This window comes from Paraburkholderia sp. Ac-20347 (assembly GCF_017104805.1).
Lineage (GTDB): Bacteria > Pseudomonadota > Gammaproteobacteria > Burkholderiales > Burkholderiaceae > Paraburkholderia > Paraburkholderia tropica.
The window spans coordinates 1-18,436 of the sequence record NZ_JAAGPN010000162.1 but is presented as its reverse complement, the minus strand read 5'-3'; the positions used below and the strand labels follow the sequence as shown (position 1 = coordinate 18,436).

The following is an 18,436-nucleotide window of genomic DNA, read 5'->3' as shown; positions in this document are numbered from 1 at the left end:
CCGCTGCGAGCGCGGTGCCCGCGAGCGTCGCGCCGAACGGCGCGCCGTGTTGTCCGAGCCAGCCCGCGAACAGCACCGACGCGCCCGCGAGTCCGAGCGGCAGCAGGCTCACCTGGCCCGCGTAGCCGGTGGAGACCACGACCGCGAGGCCGATCAGCGCGAAGATCGCGGTGAGCGCGAGCGTGTCGGACCAGTAATCGGGCAGCGCGTAGACGAGCGCCGCGAGCGTCGCCGCGGCGAGCGCGAGACCGAACGGACTCACGCGGCCGTTGCCGACGCGAAAGAGGCGCGGCGTGTCGAAGGTGCCGCGTCCCGGCAGATTGCGCCCGCTCACCACGAGCGCGACGAGCGTGACGAGATAGGGGATCGACTTGCCGAGGCCCGGCTCGATCGACAGACCGATGGCGAGCGATTCCGCCACGCCCGCGGCGAGCGCCACCGCGAGCGCGACGCCGAAGCGCCGGAAGCCCGCGATCAGCGCCGCGCCCAGCGCGGGAATCACGAGGCTGCTCAGCGAATTCGGGCTGAGCGCGGTGATCGGCGAAAGCAGAATGCCCGCGAGCGCCGCGAGCAGACCGCTGATGCCCCACGCGGCCGCGCCCCACGGATGCGGCGAATAGCCGAGCGCCTGCGCGCCGAGCGGACTGTCCTGCAGCGCCGTGGTGGCGTGGCCAAAGCGCGTGCGCTCGAACAGCAGCGTAAGCAGCACGGTCAGCGCGATCGCCGTGGCTAGCAGCACCAGCGCGAGATATTGCACGTGCGCGCCGAACAGCGTGGTGCCGCCCGAGACGAGAAAGCTGTCCACGCGTTCCTGCTGATTGGTCCAGACGATGCGCACGGCCGCTTCGAGCATCAGCAGCAGACCGAGCGTGACGAGCGTTTTCGTGGTGGTCGATGCGCCCACGAGACGCCGCCCGACGAAGGCGTAAAACGCAATGCTGATCGTCACGCCTGCCGCGATGCCGAGGCCGATCGCGGGCCACAGCGGCACGCCCGCGTGCGCATGCAGTTTCCAGAACGCGTAGGCGGAGGCCATGCCGATGCCGCCTTGCGCGAAGTTGACCACGCCGGTGCCGCGATAGACGGCCACGAGTCCGAGCGCGACGAGCGCATACGCGCCGCCCGTGCTGAGCCCGAGCAGCGCGTAATCGATGAGGGCGATGAAAGAATGCATATCAATGCGCCAATGAAGCCGGCCGGACGGCGGTCGCCGCGACGGAAAGATCCGCTTGCATGTCGATATCTCCAGGGCAGCGCCGGGAACGGCAGATTGAACGTGGGAATCGCCGGCATGAAAGCCGCGTTGCCGGCTGGATCAACCATTATGTTCAGCGAATGATTAATTCAAAACCGCCGATTTCTGAAAAGCTAAAGAGATATCGGCGCTTGGCGAGCGTTGCGGGTTTGTGATAACGCGATCAATTGAAATCACGCGATGCGCGGGTGGAGGCGAGCATGACGTTACGAAATTTTTCCGCTGTGAAGCGAGCGGAGAAAGTGCCTTAAAACACGGAGGAATTCGCGTTCGCGCGCGCGGGAAGGTTGCTATCGCAATCACATGAGTTGTTCAAACCTGCGGCTCTCAACTCTGCTTTGCGAAGCACGAATGCATTCATTTGATTCGGAGATTTGCTGCTTTGCCGATTATTGGTTTTCACTGAACAATCCTGTCGGTTTTTCGGCTGAACCCAACGAAACTGATCGACAGGAGTCCTGGATTTGAATCGCACGATTTGGATGGCGGCGTCGCTGACGACACTCACGACGCTGATGGCAACAAGCACGGCGCAGGCGCAAAGCAGCGTGACCTTGTATGGCCGCCTCGATACGGGTATCGAATATATGAGCGGCGTGCCCACGAATAGCGGCAGCGCGTCGCGCTGGCGTGCCGAGAATGGCGACTGGAGCGCGAGCATGTGGGGGCTCAAAGGCGTGGAGGATCTGGGCGGCGGACTGAAGACGCTCTTCCAGCTCGAAGGCGCGTTGAACGTGACGAACGGCGCGGGCGCCGGCGACGGTCAACTGTTCAATCGTCTCGCGTTCGTGGGGATCGGCAGCGATCGCTACGGCACGCTGCTGCTCGGACGTCAGTTCTTCATTGCCAACGGCGTGTGGGATTTCGATCCGTTCGGGCAATCGGCGTGGTCATCGGGCTCGCTCGTGCGCGGCAGAAACTGGCCGTCGTCGAGCAATACGATTTCGTATCAAACGCCGAAATACGCGGGCTTCGACTTCTACGGCCAATATGCGCTGTCGAACGCGACGAACTGGAACGGCAATGGCACGACGGCGCAAGGCCGCGAGGCGGGCGCGCAATTGACCTATACGTCGGCGTTATTCCAGGCGCGGGCGATTTACGACGAAATTCGCGATCCCGCCAACGGACAATTCGACGATCCGTTCACGGCCTCGCGCGAATACACGGCTGCGCTCAATGTGTTTCTCGGGCCGTTCAAGATTCAGGGCGCGTATCAGGCGATTCGCACCTCGGGCGGCAGCGCGACGGCGGGCGTCGCGCCCACGACGCTCGATCACGAATGGGGCGGCGTGACGTGGCGCATTTCCCCGGCGGCCGCGCTGATCGCGGCGGTCTATCACGTCAACGCGAACAAGGGCGGCGGCAACGCGACGATCTATACGCTCGGCGGCTCGTACAACCTCTCCACGCGCACGCTGCTCGATTTCCAGGCGGCCAGCGTGCGCAACAGCAGCGGCGCGAACTTCTCGCTTAACGCCAACGCGGCGGGCACGGGCGCGGCGAGCGGCAATCCGGTTGCGGGCGCGTCGCAAACGGGCGTGTACGCGGGCATCCAGCACCTGTTCTGACGTTCATGCGCACGTCGCGCGCAGCGCCTATTTCGCCACTGGCGCGCCCGCCGCATAAGCGGCGACAAACACATCCACGGCGCGGTTCACGACCGGCGTGAGTTTCGCGCGCGACGTCTTCACTTCGTAGCCGAGCAGCGCGAGTTCGACCAGCTCGGCTTCGATCAACGCGAGCAGATGGCGCGCGGCGACTTCCGGCTCGCACGGGCGGATCGTGCGCGCCTCGATGGCGCTCGCGAGAAAGTCGCGCACATGCATCAGACCTTGCTGCGGACCGGTCTCGTAGAGCACGCGGCCCACGTTCGAGCGATCGACTTCCTGCACGCACAGACGGCGCGTCGACAGAAACGACGGCTGCAGCACGGCACCGAGATAGTGCAGTCCGAACGCGGTCAGCGACTCGCGCAGCGGCACGTCGAGTGTCAGGCGATCGAACGCCTGGCGGATTTCCGAACTTGCGCGGCTCGTCATTGTTTCAGCAAATAACGCCTCTTTCGAGTCGAAATAGCTATAGAGCGTGGCCTTCGAGGCGCCCGAACGCGTCGCGATCTGCGTCATCGAAGCCTGCTCGAAACCGACCTCCCGGAACACCTCCAGGGCCGCGTCGATAATGGATTGGCGCTTTTCTTCCGTCTTCTTTCTCATGGGGACTCCGCTCCCGATTCGCCGCTTCCCGCCTTTGCGCACTTTCTCGTGCACGCCTCTCGCATCGCGGCGCAACGCCGTGACAGTGACGATTTGAAACATTCATGTGAGGCCGGAAAGCTGTAATCGGATTGACAGCGATCAATGGTTCAATTATAAACCATACCGTTCAGTTTAGTTATTCGGGATTGCAGCGCGAGTCTGAAATTCAGGGTTGGAACGCAATGGGCGGTCATCGGCCGCGGCGCGAACGGGACGCACTCGACGCGCCGCGCGAGACGAGGACTGCAGCGATGCCGCGAAACGCACGGCCTTCGGTGCTTGGAAGCACGAGCGCATAACGCCATCGATCGCCTGGTACTCCGAGGCAATCCGCTGCGAGTCGTGATCGGCGCGCCGCCTGGCGGCCTTCATTTTTCCACGCTCCAACCTTACGAAATCTTTCCGCGCTGTTTCGCTCCGCGCCCCGCTCGGTCTGGAGCTTCAACGTATTCGATGGGATCTATGCCGCAACTCAAACATTCAAGCCGTGGAGCCGCGCGCCAGCCGCGCTGGCTCGCCGCCGCGCTCGTTTGCGCGTCCGTGCTGGCGATCGCCGGTTGTCAGCGTCACGGCGGCGACGCGCCTGCCGCCCAGGCCGTCGATGTCGGGGTGCGCACGCTCGCGCCGCAACGCATCGTGATGACGGCGGAGCTGTCCGGGCGTCTGTCGTCGCTGAAGGTGTCGGACGTGCGTCCCCAGATCGGCGGCATCGTGCAGAAGCGTCTGTTCGTCGAAGGCTCGGACGTGAAGGCCGGTCAGGTGCTCTACCAGATCGACCCCGCCACCTACCAGGCGACTTACGATCAGGCGCGCGGCACGCTCGCGAAGGCAGAGGCCACGCTGGCGTCCGCGAAAACCAAGGCCGACCGTTACGCGCAACTCGTGAAGATCAACGCGGTGAGCGCGCAGGACAACGACGACGCCATCGCCGCCGTGCGCGAGGACGAGGCCGACGTGATCGCCGACCGCGCCTCGCTCGAATCGGCGCGCATCAACCTCGGCTACACGCGCATTACCGCGCCGATTTCGGGGCGCATCGGCGCGTCGTCGGTGACCGAGGGCGCGCTGGTGACGTCCGACCAGACCACGGCGCTCGCGACCATTCACGCCTACGACGAGATGTATCTCGACGTCACGCGTTCGAGCGCCGACTGGCTGCGTCTGCGCAAGGCCTTCGCATCGGGCCACATGAAGCGCGCGGGCAACGGCGCGGCGGTGCAGCTCGTGATGGAGGACAGCACGTCGTACGCGCATCCGGGCGTGCTGCAGTTCTCGGGCATCACCGTCGATGCGACCACCGGTTCGGTCACGCTGCGCACGATTTTCCCGAATCCCGAAGGCGAGCTGCTGCCGGGCATGTTCGTGCGCGCGCAGCTCGACGAAGGCGAAAGCACGAGCGCGCTGCTGGTGCCGCAACTGGCCGTCACGCGCGCGTCGGATGGCGGCGCGAGCGTCTGGATCGTCGATGCGACGGGCCACGCGAAGCAGGTGTCGGTGCAGGCCGATAGCGCTTACGGCGATCAGTGGATCGTGACGAGCGGGCTGAAGGCGGGCGACCGCGTGATCGTCGACGGTTTGCAGAAGGTGCAGAGCGGCGTGGCGGTGCATGTGGCGGCTGACTCGGCGTCGGCGGCAACGTCGGCGTCAGATGCGCCTGCGGCGTCGGCCACGCCCGCCGCATCGGCAAGCTCGGCCGCGACGGCATCGTAAGGAGGGCGCATGGCAGGTTTCTTCATCCAGCGCCCGATCCTCGCGTGGGTCATCGCGATCGTCATCATGCTGATTGGCGGCGCGGCGACCACCACGCTGCCGATCGAGCAGTACCCGACCATCGCGCCGCCTTCGGTGCAGGTCACGGCGACCTATCCGGGCGCGTCCGCCGACACCGTGGCGAAGACCGTCACGCAGGTGATCGAGCAGAAGCTCTCGGGCATCGACAATCTGCTCTATATGTCGTCGACGAGCAGCGGCGCGGGTCAGGCGACCATCACGCTGACCTTCAAGCCCGGCACCAATCCGGACATCGCCCAGGTGCAGGTCCAGAACAAGGTGACCCAGGCGAGCGCCTCGCTGCCGGAGACGGTGCAGGAGCAGGGCGTGGAAGTGGCGAAGTCGTCGAGCGACTTCCTGATGATCGTCGCGCTGTCCTCGCCGGGCGGCACGCTCAATTCCATCGATCTCGGCAACGTGATCGCCTCGCAGCTCGAAGACCCGCTCACGCAGATCAATGGCGTCGGCGACGTGACGCTGTTCGGCGCGCAGCACGCCATGCGCATCTGGCTCGATCCGGTCAAGCTGCGCAGCTTCGGCCTCACGGCCTCCGACGTGACGACGGCGGTCACGAACCAGAATGTGCAGCTCTCGGTCGGCGAACTCGGCGGCGCGCCCGCGACGGATTCGCAGGCGATCAACGCGACGATTTCCTCGTCGAGCCTGCTGACCACGCCCGAACAGTTCGGCGACATCCTGCTGCGCGTGAACAGCGACGGCTCCAAGGTGCGCGTGAAGGACGTGGCGCGCGTGGAAGTGGGCGGCGATTCGTACGATACGTCGTCGCGGCTCGACGGCAAGCCGGCCTCGGCGCTGGCGGTCAAGCTATCGACCGGCGCGAACGCGATGTCGGTGGCGAAGGCCGTGCGCGCGAAGCTCGTCGAACTGCAGCCGCAACTGCCGAAGGACGTGGCGATCGCGTATCCGTACGATTCCACGCCGTTCGTGAAGATCTCGATCGAGGAGGTCATGAAGACGCTCTTCGAAGCGGTGATCCTCGTGTTCCTCGTGATGTATCTGTTCCTGCAGAATCTGCGCGCGACGCTGATTCCGACTATCGTCGTGCCGGTTGCGCTGCTGGGCACGCTCGGCGTGATGTCGGCGATCGGCTTCTCGATCAACGTGCTCTCGATGTTCGCGATGGTGCTGGCGATCGGCCTGCTCGTCGACGACGCCATCGTCGTGGTGGAAAACGTCGAACGCATCATGGCCGAGGAGAAACTCGACGCGAAGGCCGCAACGAAAAAGGCCATGGGCCAGATCACCGGCGCGCTCGTGGGCGTGACCACGGTGCTCACGGCCGTGTTCATTCCGATGGCGTTCTTCTCCGGCTCGACCGGCGCGATCTACCGGCAGTTCTCGGTCACCATCGTCTCGGCGATGGTGCTCTCGGTGCTGCTCGCGATGACGCTCACGCCCGCGCTGTGCGCGAGTCTGTTGACGACGTCCGCCGTCGAGCATCACGAACGGCGCGGCCTGCTCGGCGCGTTCAACCGCCTGTTCACGAAGAGCAATGCGCGTTATAGCGCGTCGCTCGCGGGCGTGGTCTCGAAGCCGGTGCGCTGGATGCTGGGCTATGCGCTGATCGCGGGCGTGGTCGGCATTCTCTATGTGACGCTGCCGTCCTCGTATCTGCCCGAAGAAGATCAAGGCTCGATCATGGTGTCGATCTCGGCGCCGGTCGGCACGCCCGCATCGAAGACGGTGAAGACGGTCGAAGCCGTCGAGCAATACTTCCTCAAGCAGAACGCGGTCTCGCACGTGATGGCCGTGAACGGTTTCAGCTTCAACGGGCAAGGGCAAAACAACGCGCTCGCATTCGTGCAGTTGAAGGACTGGAGCGTGCGCGGCTCGAACGACAGCGCGCAGGCGGTGATCGATCGCGCGAACGCCGCGTTCGCGGGCAGCCGCGACGCGCAGGTCTTCGTGATGAACGAGCCCGCGATTCACGGCCTCGGCACGCAGAGCGGGCTCGACTTCGAGATCGAAGACCGCGCGGGCCAGGGCCACGACAAGCTGCTCAAGGCGCGTAATCAGTTCATCGCGCTGGCCGCGAAGGAACCGTCGCTCGCGATGACGCGCGCCGCCGGTCTCGAAGACACGCCGCAGCTTTACGTCGACATCGACCGTGAAAAAGCGAGCGCGCTCGGCCTGTCGATTTCGGATGTCGATTCGACGCTGTCGACCGCGTTCGGCTCGTCGTACGTGAACAATTACATCGACACGGGCCGCATCCAGAAGGTCTATGTGCAGGCCGATGCGCCTTATCGCATGATGCCCAACGATGTGGGGCAGTGGTATGTGCGGGCGGATTCGTCGTCTTCTTCGTCATCGTCGTCGAGTTCTTCTTCGTCGACGTCGACGTCGAGCACGTCGAGTTCGACCACCAGCACCTCGGGCTACGACAGCGAGATGGTGCCGTTCTCCGCGTTCGCGAAGACGCGCTGGACCTTCGGACCGCCGCAGATCGAGCGCTACAACCGCGAGCTGGCGATGGAGATGAGCGCGCAGCCCGCGGCCGGCGTCAGCACGGGGCAGGCGATGGCGGCCGTCGAAAGAGTCGCGAAGCAGTTGCCGACCGGATTCGGCATCGAATGGACCGGACAGTCGTTCCAGGAAGTGCTCGCGGGTTCGCAGGCGACGTATCTGTACGCGATTTCGCTGGTCGTTGTGTTCCTCTGTCTCGCGGGTCTGTACGAAAGCTGGTCGGTGCCGATCGCGGTGATTCTCGTGGTGCCGATCGGCGTGCTCGGCGCGCTGCTCGGTGCGCATCTGCGCGGACTCTCGAACGACGTCTACTTCAAGGTGGGTCTGTTGACGACCATCGGTCTCGCGACCAAGAACGCGATTCTGATCGTGGAGTTCGCGAAGGACTTGCAGGCGCAAGGACGCGGACTGGTCGAGGCCACGCTCGAAGCGGCGCATCAGCGTTTGCGGCCGATTCTCATGACCTCGCTGGCGTTCGTGTTCGGCGTGCTGCCGCTCGTGGTGAGCACGGGCGCGGGTTCGGCCGCGCGCCACGCGATCGGCACCGGCGTGGCCGGCGGCATGATCGCGGCCACCGCGCTCGCAATCTTCTTCGTGCCCGTGTTCTTCATCGTCGTGCGCAAGCTGTTCAACGAGCACGGCGACGCTCGCAAAGGCCATGCCGACGATAACGGCGACCACGCCGGGACTGCCGGAGATTCAGAATGAAATTGAAGCTTTTATCCGTGCTCTGTGCCGTGGCACTGAGCGCCTGTTCGCTCGATCCGGCTTATCAGCGGCCCGCCGCGCCGGTCGATTCCGCGTGGCCGACTGGGGCCGCGTATGAGACGGCGGCGGCATCGTCGGCATCGTCCGCTTCGGCGCCCAATACGTCGCCCGCTGCCGCGCCGTTCGCCGCCGATGTCGGCTGGCGCGATTACTTCAAGGACCCGCGTCTGCAGAAGCTGATCGCGCTCGCGCTCGACAACAATCGCGATCTGCGCGTGGCGGCGCTCCAGGTGGCCGAGTACGAGGCGCAGTACCGCATCACGCGCGCGGCGCTCGCGCCGACCATCGACGCGGGCGGCTCGATCACCAACACGCGCACCGACGGCGCGATCAGCCATTCGAATACCGCGTCGGTCGGCACGACGTCGTGGGAGATCGACTTCTTCGGCCGCCTGCGCAGTCTCAAGCGTCAGGCGCTGGAGAACTATCTGTCGAGCGAGGCGTCGCGCACCAGCACGCAACTGACGCTGGTGGCCGATGTGGCGACCGACTTCCTGCAGCTGCAATCCGACGAGGCGCTGCTGAAAGTCGCGACCGATACCGTCGCGGCCGATCAGAGCACCTACGACCTCACGGTCAGCATGATGAAGATCGGCAGCGCGTCATTGCAGGACGTGCGCGAGGCGCAGACTTCGCTGGCAAGCGCGCGGGCGAGCATGGCGTCGTACACGCGCGCCGTCGCGCAGGACCGCAACACGCTGAGCGCCCAGATCGGCTGCGCGCTGCCCGATGATCTGGACGGCGGCCCGACGCTGCTCGACAGCGACGCGCTGTTCGCCGACGTCGACGCGGGCGCGCCCTCGGACCTGCTCACGCGCCGCCCCGACATCATCGAGGCCGAGCACACGCTCAAGGGCGCGAACGCGAACATCGGCGCGGCGCGCGCGGCGTTCTTTCCGAAGATCGAACTGACTGCGTCGGCGGGCACGGCGAGCACGAGTCTCTCGCAGCTGTTCAAGGCGGGCACGGGCGCGTGGAGTTTTGCACCGTCGATTACGATGCCGATCTTCGATTACGGCAGCAACAAGGCGTCGCTCGATGTCGCGAAGATCGAAAAGGATATCGATATCGCCGACTACGAAAAGGCTATTCAGACCGCGTTCAAGGAAGTCGCGAATGCGCTGGCGGGCCGCGCGACCTACGTCGATCAAGTCGCGGCGGATCGCGATTACGTGACGTCGGCGCAGGATTACTACGATCTCGCGCAGGCGCGCTTCAAGACCGGCACGGACAGCTTCCTCACGTTGCTGACCGCGCAGCGCACGCTCTATACGGCGCAGGAGCAACTCGTCACCGATCAGCTGGCGAAGCTGTCGAACCAGGTCACGCTGTATAAGGTGCTGGGCGGCGGCTGGTCGGCGGACAGCGTGCAGGCGAAGAACTGACGCTGCACTGTTGAAGTGTGAAAAGCAAAAAAGCGCGTCCGTCGAGGACGCGCTTTTTTTATTCCGCTATTGGCCGATTACAGATTGCGCACGAACCACGTGCGCTTCGCACCGGCCAGCAGCGCGCTATACACGGCCCACGAAATCACGAAAGTCGCGGGCGCCGAAAGCGACGCGACAAAGCCGGTCTCCGTGTTCAGCGCGAAGCCGACGAACGCGCCGCTGAACCACGCGATCAATCCGCCCGGATTGAATTGCGGCACGTGCGAATCGCGGCATTCAATATCGGCGCCGATCAGCCGTTCATAACGCGTCGAGGTGATATGCGAGAGCGCCACGCCCACCCACGCCACCACGAATACGCCTTGCCACGCGAGCGCCTGCAGAATCTTCGAGAAGATATCGGCCATCATCAGCGTGTAGACCACGACGCCCACCACGAGCGCCCAGACGAATTTCGGCGCGCGCAAACCGGCGGCTTTCTGGAAGAAGGCCTGCATGTTGATGGTCGCGAGATAGTAGTTCGCGGTGTTGATGCGCGACTGCGTGACCCAGACGAACAGCAGTCCCCAGATGCCCATCAGCTTCAGCAGCGCGAGCACGACCGAGACTTCGGAGAGCGTGCCGAGTCCGGGTATCGTGCTGACGAGATAAATGCCTGCCGCGCCGTTCAGCAGGAACGTGACGAGATAGAACGGAATGCCGAAGTTGAAGCGGCCGTGATAGCCCGCGTCTTCCTTGCGGCCGAAACGCGCATAGTCGAACGTGAACATCATGAGCACCCACACGCCCATGTAGTAGACGAAGCATTGCCACCAGCCGTTCGCGGGCACCGCGCCCTTGGGGCCGAAGTCGAGCCACGCCGCGTTGTAGCCGTATTCCCAGGTCGTGAGGCCCACGGCCGCGAGCAGGCCGAGCAGATAGAACGGCAGCAGCACGCCGTTGAACTTGTCGAGCCAGTGCTGCACGCTGCCGAACACGAGCGGCACGCTGTAGCAGACCACGATCAGCGCGGCCCATTTGTAGTCGAGCACGGGAAACAGATGATTGGCCGCGACGGCGATCACCGAGCCTTCGAACACGGCGTAGTAAATGGCGGTGGCGAAGAAGATCAGTGTCGCCAGCGCCGCGCCCACGCTGCCGAATAGCACGCGTGAAAACAAGGCCACGGAGAGGCCGGTGCGAATCGCATAGCGGCTGATGATCGTGTTGATGACGCCATACGACAGCACCGAAAGCGCCATGCCGATCAGCGCGTTGCGCGCGCCGTAATTGAGCGCGAGCGTCGCGCCCACGACGATGTAGAACACCGCGCTACAGACGGCCCACCACGCCATCGTCAGCGAGAAGGGCGGCATTCTCGCGCTATCGGGGATGGCGCGCGTCGACAGATCGACGTCGCCCTCCGTGCTTTCCTGAGCCAGGTTGGCCATGATCGTGCTCCTCGAATCGGCAAATCGATGAACGGCGTCGGGGCCGCGCCGCGCGTGCGGCAACGGGGCTGCCGTGACGCCGGTCGGGCAGCCTGATCAGACAAAAAAAGCGCGAGCGCATCCGCCGGGCGGCGCGAGGCCGCACGGAACGCGAGTTGAGAATGGAGCCGGTGAGACGCCGCGCCGGAAGCGGCGCGGGCCTGGTTTTTTAAAAGCGGGTGAGGACTGCGGGTTCGACTACGACGAGTACAACGACTGCGACGACACCGACAGCCTTCAGGTCTGCAACGCTTCACGCAGCAGCGCGAGCCGATGCTGATACGCCTTGCGCGCCGCGAGCGCCTCGTCCATCGTCACGCTCACGAAACGCGCGCGATGATTGGGCTGCATCTGGCCGATCAGATCCATGTCGGCGCTGATGACCGTGCCGATGGTCGCGTAGCCGCCGCCCGAGACCGCATCGCGATGCAGGATGATCGGCTCCAGTCCCGCGGGCACCTGAATCGAGCCGATCGGATAGCAGGCGTCGACGATATTGGACGGATCGGCCCCGGCCCCGAACGGCTGCTCGCGGTCGCGGAAACGCAGCGGCGTGCCGCCCTTGTAGCGATAGCCGATGCGGTCCGCCTCGGGCGCGACGATCCATTCATCGTCGAAAAAGCTTTGCGCCGATTCGTCGGTCAGGCGGTAGTGATAGAGCCCGGTGAGCACGCGCAACGCCACCGTGTTCTCCAGTTTCGCGCGCATCGTCGGCGGCAATTCGGTGCCTTCGCGGCCCGCGCCGCGTGACGCGCCAAAGCCGATGCGGTCGCCCTTTTGCAGACGGCGGCCTTCGTGTCCGCCAATCGCGCCGAGCGTGTAGGTCGAGCGGCTGCCGAGCACCTCGGGCACGTCGATGCCGCCCGCCACCGCGAGATACGCACGCGCGCCGCGCTTCACGTACTCGAAGCTCAGCTTGCTGCCCGCGCGCACGCGCAGCGCCGTGTGGCTTTGCTGCACGACGCCGTCGATCTTCGGCGTCATTTCCGCGCCTGTGAGCGCGACGAGCGCATCGGCATGAAACAGCAGGTCGGGGCCGAGCAGCGTGAATTCGAGCACGGCCGCGTTCTCGTCGTTGCCGACCAGCAGATTGGCCGCGCGCGACGAATACTGATCGAGCGAGCCGGACGGCGGAATGCCCACGTGATAGTAGCCCTGGCGGCCGCCGTCCTGCACCGAGGTGGCGAGGCCGGGTTTCACGACTTCGATGAGATTGAGCGTGTCAGTCGGCATACAGCACCTCGACGAGAGAACGGTTGGTCGCGTCGGGATCGCGCAGGAAGGCGTCGAGCGAGAAGCGCACGGGCCGCGTGCGCAGCGCGAACGTGCCCGCATCCACGGCGGCGAGCGCCGCGTCGTATTCCGCGCGGTCGATGGGCTTGAACTTCACGATGTCGCCGGGACGGAAGAACACCATGAAGTCGCGCAGATAATCGAGCCGCTGTTGCGGGTCGAAGATCGGCGCGGGCGTGACGCCGAACATCTGGTAGCCGCCCGCGCCGCGCACCGAATAGATGCAGCCGAAGCAGCCGCCGTGGCCCACGGTGAGCTTCGGCGTGTCGGTGCGCGGGCGCAGGTATTTGGGCACCTGCAATTGACGCTCGCGCTCGACCATCTGGTACATGAACGGCAAGCCCGCGACGAAACCGACCATCGAGACGAACCACGGCGAATCCGCATGCGCGGCGATGAATTCATCGACGTCGCGCTTGCCGTTGATGCGCGCGGCGTATTCCAGATCGGTCGATTCCGGATCCTGATGACGCTCGCGAAAACGCATCAGCGTTTCGTGCGTCCACGGATCGTTGTAGAGCACCGGCACTTCGACGATGCGCGTGTCGATGTCGAGCGCCGCTTCGCCGACTTCGGCTTCGATACTTTTCAGCAGCGCCACGAGCGCGTCGGGCGCGATCACGTCCGGGTCGTAGCGCACCTGGTACGAGGCGTTCGCCGGACAGATTTCGGTCACGCCTGGAACCTCGCGGCGCGCGAGTTCGCGCGTGATCGCCGTGCCCTTGAAGAACGCGTCGAGCGACATGTCCTCGCTGATCTCGGCGAAGACGAATTCGTCGCCGCCATAGGTGTAGCGTATCGTCACGATGCCTCCTGCGGGTTCGACTGCTTGAGTTGAGCGGTGGCGCGCCAGGCGTCCATCCACGATTCGAGGAAGTTGGTGTGATAGCGCGCGGCGCGCACGTCGTCGTCGGCGAGCAGCGCCTGATGCAGCGGCGCGGTGGTTTTCAGTCCGCCGATATGCAGCTCGCGCAGCGTGCGCGCGAGACGGTCGAGCGCGGCGGCGCGGCTCTCGTCGTGCACGATCAGCTTGGCCAGCAGCGAATCGTAGAACGGCGGCACGACGTAGCCCGGATACAGCAGCGAGTCGATGCGCACGCCGGGGCCGGTCGGCCAGATCAGTTCGTCGACGCGGCCCGGATTCGGGCGGAAATCCTGCAGCGGATCTTCGGCGTTGATCCGGCATTCGATCGCCGCGCCGCGCATGACGATGTCGCTCTGTTGAAAGCGCAGCGGTTCGCCGTCGGCGATGCGCAGCGTTTCGCGCACGAGATCGATGCCGGTGATCGCCTCCGTGACCGGATGCTCGACCTGAATGCGCGTGTTCATTTCGATGAAGTAGAACTCGCCGCGCGTTTCGTCGAACAGATATTCGAGCGTGCCCGCGCTGCGATAACCGACCTGTTGCGCGAGCCGCGTGGCCGACGCGCACAGTTGCGCGCGCAGCGCGGGCGTGAGCGAAGGCGAGGGCGCTTCTTCGAGGATCTTCTGGCGGCGTCGTTGCAGCGAGCATTCGCGCTCGAACAGATGCACGACGTTGTGACCGTCGCCGAGCACCTGGACTTCGATGTGGCGCGCGTGCTTCACGAAGCGTTCGAGATAGACGCCGCCGTCGCCGAACGCCGCCTGCGCTTCGCGCTGCGCGAGCGGCAGTTCCGCGTCGAGCTGGGCCGCGTCGTGGGCGACGCGAATGCCGCGTCCGCCGCCGCCTGCGGCTGCTTTAATCATGATCGGATAGCCGATGCGCGCGGCGACTTCGCGCGCCTCGTCGAGCGATTGGACGACGCCGGTGCTGCCCGGCACGGTCGGCACGTCGGCGCGCTGTGCGGTCTCGCGGGCGCGGGCCTTGTCGCCCATCGTCGCGATGACTTGCGGCGCGGGGCCGACGAAGATCATGCCGGCCGCTTCGACCTGCGCGGCGAAGTCGGCGTTTTCGGAGAGGAAGCCATAGCCCGGATGCACGGCATCGGCGTTGCATTGGCGCGCGGCGTCGAGAATGACGGCCGGATTCAGATAGCTTTTCGCCGCGTGCGACGAGCCGATGTGCACGGCTTCGTCGGCCATGCGCGCGGCGAGGCTGTCGCGATCGGCGTCGCTGACCACCACGGCCGCGCGCATACCAAGTTCGTGCGCGGCGCGGATCACGCGCACGGCGATTTCACCGCGATTGGCCACCAGCACCGTGCGGATGCGCGCGGGGCGATAACGCGTATTGGTTGTGTCTGCAACGTTCATCGTCACGCCTCCACGCGCATCAGCACCTGGCCGGCATCGACCGGCTCGCCGTCTTCGACCAGCAGTTCCGCGACGCGTCCCGACACGCCGCTCTCGATCTCCGTGAACTGCTTCATCACTTCGACGAGGCCGACGACGGTGTCGGGCTGAACGGCGGCGTCCAGATCGACATAGAACGCCGCGTCGGGCGAGGAACGCCGGTAGAACGTGCCCGGCAACGGGCTGACGATATCGTGCAGTGCCATCGTGTTGTGCTCCTTGATCGTGTTATGGGATTCGGCGTCGCGCGGCTCAGAGACTCGCGGCCGTCGCCAGCGGTCCGGTGATGCGGATGCCTTCGCGCACCAGCGCCTCGCGCGTGCCGCGCACCAGTTGCAGCGCGCCGGGCGTGTCGCTGTGAATGCAGACGGAGTCGAAGTCGATATCGATGTCGTCGCCGTCGACGGTGCGCACCTTGCCGTCCACGCAGGCGCGCAGCACTTTCTCGGCGACCTGTTCGGGATCGAGCGGCCCGATGCGGCGGATAAAGACGATCGAGCCGTTGCGGTCGTAGTCGCGATCGGCGTAGAACTCGCGGATCGCGGGCTGGCCGATCTCCTGCGCCACGCGCCACGTCGCCGACGATTCCATGCAGAACAGCAGCAGATTCGGATCGACCTGTTGCAGCGTTTCGACGAGCAGGCGCGAGAAGGTTTCGTCGCGTGCCGCGTGCATGTAGAGCGCGCCGTGCGGCTTGACGTGCTGGAGCCGCACGCCGTGCAGCCGCGCGAATTCGCGCAGCGCGCCCACTTGATAGAGCAGATCGTTGACGAGCGCCTGCGGCGTTTCGGCGATATGGCGGCGGCCGAAACCGACGAGATCGCGAAAGCCCGGATGCGCGCCGATGCCGACGCCGGACTCGCGCGCCAGCTGCACGGTGCGCGCCATGATGTTCGGATCGCCCGCGTGAAAACCGGTGGCGATATTCGCCGAACTGATGAGCGGCATGATCTGCTCGTCGACGCCATCGCCGATGTGCCACGGACCGAAGCCTTCCCCCATATCGGAGTTCAGGTCGACGTACTGCTTGTTCATACGGTGCTCCTCCAGGTTCGTCTGGCGGCGGCGCGGTGAGCCGCTGCGCAACAGGATTGAAAGGCAGGTTAACCGGTGGTCGATCGCCAAAAAAGTTTTATTTTTGTATGCCTCGGTATCAATTTTTTCGATACCATCGGCCGGACTCTTTCCTGGCCGCCGGGCCACCCACGAAGATGGCGCTCACGCTCAGACAGCTCAAATACTTCGTTGCGACCGCCGAACTCGGGCAACTCTCGCAAGCGGCTATTCATCTGACGATTTCGCAGTCAGCCGTCACGAGCGCGATTAAAGAACTCGAAGAGACGCTCGGCACGCAGCTATTCGTGCGCGGCGCGACGGGCGTCGCGCTGACCGACACGGGGCGGCGCTTTCTGAATCATGCGTACACGATCCTCGCGTCGGTGGACGAGGCCATGCGCATTCCCAACCTCGAAAGCACGCTCACGGGCACGCTCGCGATTGCCGCGAGCTACACCGTGCTCGGCTACTTTCTGCCGCATCATGTGCAGCGGCTCAACGCGCTGTATCCGCGTCTCACGATTCAACTGCACGAACTCAATCGCGACGCCATCGAGGAAGGCCTGATCACCGGGCAATACGACATGGCGGTGCTGCTCACGTCGAATGTTTCCAATCCTGAACTCGCGCTCGAACCGGTGATTCATTCGGTGCGCCGCCTCTGGGTGGGTGCGCATCATCCGCTGCTCAAGCGCGAGAGCGTGACGCTCGCGTCGGTCGCGCCCGAGCCCTTCGTCATGTTGACGGTGGACGAAGCCGCGCAAACGGCGATGCGCTACTGGAACGAAACCGCGTGGCGGCCGAACGTGATTCTGCGCACCTCGTCGGTGGAAGCGGTGCGTAGCATGGTGGCGAACGGTTCCGGCGTGGCGATTCTCTCCGACATGGTGTATCGGCCGTGGTCGCTCGAAGGTCGGCGCATCGAAACCATCATGCTGCTCGACGCGGTACCCGCGATGAGCGTGGGCCTCGCGTGGCGCAAGAACAAGGAACTGAGCCCGGCGATGCACGCCGTGCGCGAGTATTTTCGCCATACCTTCATGGAGACGCGCACGAGCGCCTGACGCTGCGTGCCGCACACTCAACACACACTCCGCATTTACCCGACTCAAGAAGCCGTGCGCCGTGCCGATATGCATTAACCAAATGGTTAATTTTGCAGAAGCATCGGAAGTTCGCTTCGCGCCCGACGTCTTTCCCCGTCTTTTCGAGTCGAAATGAAAGTCTCAACCAAGCTGATCCTTCTCGTGGGCACCGCGCTCGTCGGTGTCGTCCTGATCGCCGCGACGACCCTGTCGCAACTGAAGCAGTCGCTCGTCGAGAGCCGGCAGCAGGAAATCACCAATCTGCTGCTCAAGGCCGAGCATCTGGTGCTGTATTACCAGCAGCAGGAAGCGCAGGGCAAGCTCACGCGCGAGGCCGCGCAGAACGCGGCGAAAGCGGCGATCAGCGAATTGAACGCGGACAGCAAGAGTTATTTCTGGATCACCTCGACGGACAGCATCAACCTCGTGCATCCGAATCCGAGCCTGATCGGCACGAAAACGGGCGGCAATCGCACGACGATGGGCGATCTCACCGACACGCAGGCCTACGCGCAAGGGCTGCAAAGCGAGCACGTGGCGCTCGTCGACGTGCTGATCCACCGCTCGGCGAACAGTCCGCTCGAACCGAAATTGCAGGGCGTGGTGGCGGTGCCCGCATGGCAATGGTGGATCGGCACGGGCTTTTTCTACGACGATATCAACGCCGCGTTTTGGCGCGTCGCGCGCACGATGATCGGCATCGCCGTGCTGATTTTCGCGGTGGTGGGCACGATGGCGTGGCTCATGACGCGCAGCATCCGTCGCGCGCTCGGCGGCGAACCGGCCGACGCGGCCGCGCTGGCCGCGCAGATCGCGGCGGGCAATCTCACGACGCCGATCGCGCTGGCGGCCGGCGACCGTTCGAGCCTGATGCACGCGCTGCACGAAATGCGCGTGAAGCTGCGCGATCTCGTGCAGGGCATTCAGCAATCGAGCGATTCGATCGCGACGGGGTCGTCGGAAATCGCGCAGGGCAACGCTGATCTGTCGCAGCGCACCGAGGAGCAGGCGGCCTCGCTCGAAGAGACGGCGGCGAGCATGGAGCAACTCACGGCGACGGTGAAGCAGAACGCTGAAAACGCGCGTCAGGCGCGTCAGCTCGCGGTGCTGGCGTCGGACGCGACGGGACGTGGCGGCAGCGCCGTCAACGAGGTGATCGAGACGATGCAGCGCATTGCGGGCGAGTCGAAGCGCATCGGCGAGATCATCGGCACGATCGAAGGTATCGCGTTCCAGACCAATATTCTGGCGCTCAACGCGGCGGTCGAGGCCGCGCGCGCGGGCGAGGAAGGGCGCGGCTTCGCGGTGGTGGCGAGCGAAGTGCGCGCGCTCG

General features: G+C 64.9%; 14 protein-coding genes. 6 read left to right on the top strand and 8 right to left on the bottom strand.

Translation table 11 applies throughout. The features are described from left to right. A partial coding sequence (locus tag G3N97_RS25625) for a branched-chain amino acid ABC transporter permease (protein WP_205995872.1) occupies positions 1 to 1,174 on the bottom strand: 1,174 nt, incomplete at its 3' end. A 563-nt stretch (positions 1,175 to 1,737) separates the two neighbouring features. Between G3N97_RS25625 and G3N97_RS25620 the strand changes: the two genes are divergently transcribed. After that, entirely contained in the window at positions 1,738 to 2,826 is a 1,089-nt protein-coding gene (locus tag G3N97_RS25620) for a porin (protein ID WP_205995874.1), read from the top strand. Between the two features lie 27 nt (positions 2,827 to 2,853). On the opposite strand, the gene G3N97_RS25615 is transcribed toward G3N97_RS25620, so the two are convergent. After that, complete coding sequence (locus tag G3N97_RS25615; RefSeq protein ID WP_205995871.1) at positions 2,854 to 3,471, bottom strand: TetR/AcrR family transcriptional regulator; 618 nt, start codon at positions 3,469 to 3,471, stop codon at positions 2,854 to 2,856. A 504-nt stretch (positions 3,472 to 3,975) separates the two neighbouring features. On the opposite strand from G3N97_RS25615, the gene G3N97_RS25610 reads away from it, so the two are divergent. The 3 genes from G3N97_RS25610 to G3N97_RS25600 are packed head-to-tail and all read left to right on the top strand — an operon-like array spanning position 3,976 to position 9,923. Further along, a complete protein-coding gene (locus tag G3N97_RS25610; protein WP_346778117.1) occupies positions 3,976 to 5,223 on the top strand; it encodes an efflux RND transporter periplasmic adaptor subunit in 1,248 nt (415 codons plus the stop codon). A 9-nt stretch (positions 5,224 to 5,232) separates the two neighbouring features. Next, positions 5,233 to 8,478, top strand: a complete 3,246-nt coding sequence (locus G3N97_RS25605) for an efflux RND transporter permease subunit (protein ID WP_205995870.1) — start codon at positions 5,233 to 5,235, stop codon at positions 8,476 to 8,478. Further along, a complete protein-coding gene (locus G3N97_RS25600; protein WP_205995869.1) occupies positions 8,475 to 9,923 on the top strand; it encodes an efflux transporter outer membrane subunit in 1,449 nt (482 codons plus the stop codon). The genes G3N97_RS25605 and G3N97_RS25600 overlap by 4 nt, the downstream gene beginning before the upstream one ends. Before the next feature lie 77 nt (positions 9,924 to 10,000). On the opposite strand, the gene G3N97_RS25595 is transcribed toward G3N97_RS25600, so the two are convergent. The 6 genes from G3N97_RS25595 to G3N97_RS25570 form a co-directional block, all read right to left on the bottom strand. Further along, complete coding sequence (locus tag G3N97_RS25595) at positions 10,001 to 11,356, bottom strand: allantoin permease (RefSeq protein WP_205995868.1); 1,356 nt, start codon at positions 11,354 to 11,356, stop codon at positions 10,001 to 10,003. A 276-nt stretch (positions 11,357 to 11,632) separates the two neighbouring features. Beyond that, complete coding sequence (locus G3N97_RS25590) at positions 11,633 to 12,628, bottom strand: biotin-dependent carboxyltransferase family protein (protein WP_205995867.1); 996 nt, start codon at positions 12,626 to 12,628, stop codon at positions 11,633 to 11,635. Beyond that, the gene (locus tag G3N97_RS25585; RefSeq protein ID WP_205995866.1) at positions 12,618 to 13,493 is read right to left on the bottom strand and encodes an allophanate hydrolase subunit 1; all 876 of its coding nucleotides are present in this window, start codon (positions 13,491 to 13,493) and stop codon (positions 12,618 to 12,620) included. The genes G3N97_RS25590 and G3N97_RS25585 overlap by 11 nt, the downstream gene beginning before the upstream one ends. Further along, positions 13,490 to 14,923, bottom strand: coding sequence for an acetyl-CoA carboxylase biotin carboxylase subunit (locus G3N97_RS25580; RefSeq protein ID WP_205995865.1), 1,434 nt, complete (start codon positions 14,921 to 14,923; stop codon positions 13,490 to 13,492). The genes G3N97_RS25585 and G3N97_RS25580 overlap by 4 nt, the downstream gene beginning before the upstream one ends. Positions 14,924 to 14,925: 2 nt before the next feature. Then, positions 14,926 to 15,168 carry an acetyl-CoA carboxylase gene (locus tag G3N97_RS25575; protein ID WP_205995864.1) on the bottom strand — a complete coding sequence of 81 codons (243 nt, stop codon included), beginning with the start codon at positions 15,166 to 15,168 and terminating at the stop codon, positions 14,926 to 14,928. A 46-nt stretch (positions 15,169 to 15,214) separates the two neighbouring features. Then, positions 15,215 to 15,997, bottom strand: coding sequence for a 5-oxoprolinase subunit PxpA (locus G3N97_RS25570; RefSeq protein WP_110326626.1), 783 nt, complete (start codon positions 15,995 to 15,997; stop codon positions 15,215 to 15,217). 176 nt (positions 15,998 to 16,173) lie between these two features. Here G3N97_RS25570 and G3N97_RS25565 point away from each other — a divergent pair, with 176 nt between their 5' ends. Continuing rightward, positions 16,174 to 17,082: a LysR family transcriptional regulator gene (locus tag G3N97_RS25565; protein WP_065057835.1), complete on the top strand. Its 909-nt coding sequence runs from the start codon at positions 16,174 to 16,176 to the stop codon at positions 17,080 to 17,082. Between the two features lie 153 nt (positions 17,083 to 17,235). After that, the coding region (locus G3N97_RS25560; protein WP_205995863.1) for a cache domain-containing protein at positions 17,236 to 18,436 on the top strand (1,201 nt) is incomplete at its 3' end.

Coding starts and splice junctions, on each gene's coding strand:
- G3N97_RS25620 (WP_205995874.1), top strand. CDS start 1,738: ATGGCGGCGTCGCTGACGACACTCACGACGCTGATGGCAACAAGCACG.
- G3N97_RS25615 (WP_205995871.1), bottom strand. CDS start 3,471: ATGAGAAAGAAGACGGAAGAAAAGCGCCAATCCATTATCGACGCGGCC.
- G3N97_RS25610 (WP_346778117.1), top strand. CDS start 3,976: ATGCCGCAACTCAAACATTCAAGCCGTGGAGCCGCGCGCCAGCCGCGC.
- G3N97_RS25605 (WP_205995870.1), top strand. CDS start 5,233: ATGGCAGGTTTCTTCATCCAGCGCCCGATCCTCGCGTGGGTCATCGCG.
- G3N97_RS25600 (WP_205995869.1), top strand. CDS start 8,475: ATGAAATTGAAGCTTTTATCCGTGCTCTGTGCCGTGGCACTGAGCGCC.
- G3N97_RS25595 (WP_205995868.1), bottom strand. CDS start 11,356: ATGGCCAACCTGGCTCAGGAAAGCACGGAGGGCGACGTCGATCTGTCG.
- G3N97_RS25590 (WP_205995867.1), bottom strand. CDS start 12,628: ATGCCGACTGACACGCTCAATCTCATCGAAGTCGTGAAACCCGGCCTC.
- G3N97_RS25580 (WP_205995865.1), bottom strand. CDS start 14,923: ATGAACGTTGCAGACACAACCAATACGCGTTATCGCCCCGCGCGCATC.
- G3N97_RS25575 (WP_205995864.1), bottom strand. CDS start 15,168: ATGGCACTGCACGATATCGTCAGCCCGTTGCCGGGCACGTTCTACCGG.
- G3N97_RS25570 (WP_110326626.1), bottom strand. CDS start 15,997: ATGAACAAGCAGTACGTCGACCTGAACTCCGATATGGGGGAAGGCTTC.
- G3N97_RS25565 (WP_065057835.1), top strand. CDS start 16,174: ATGGCGCTCACGCTCAGACAGCTCAAATACTTCGTTGCGACCGCCGAA.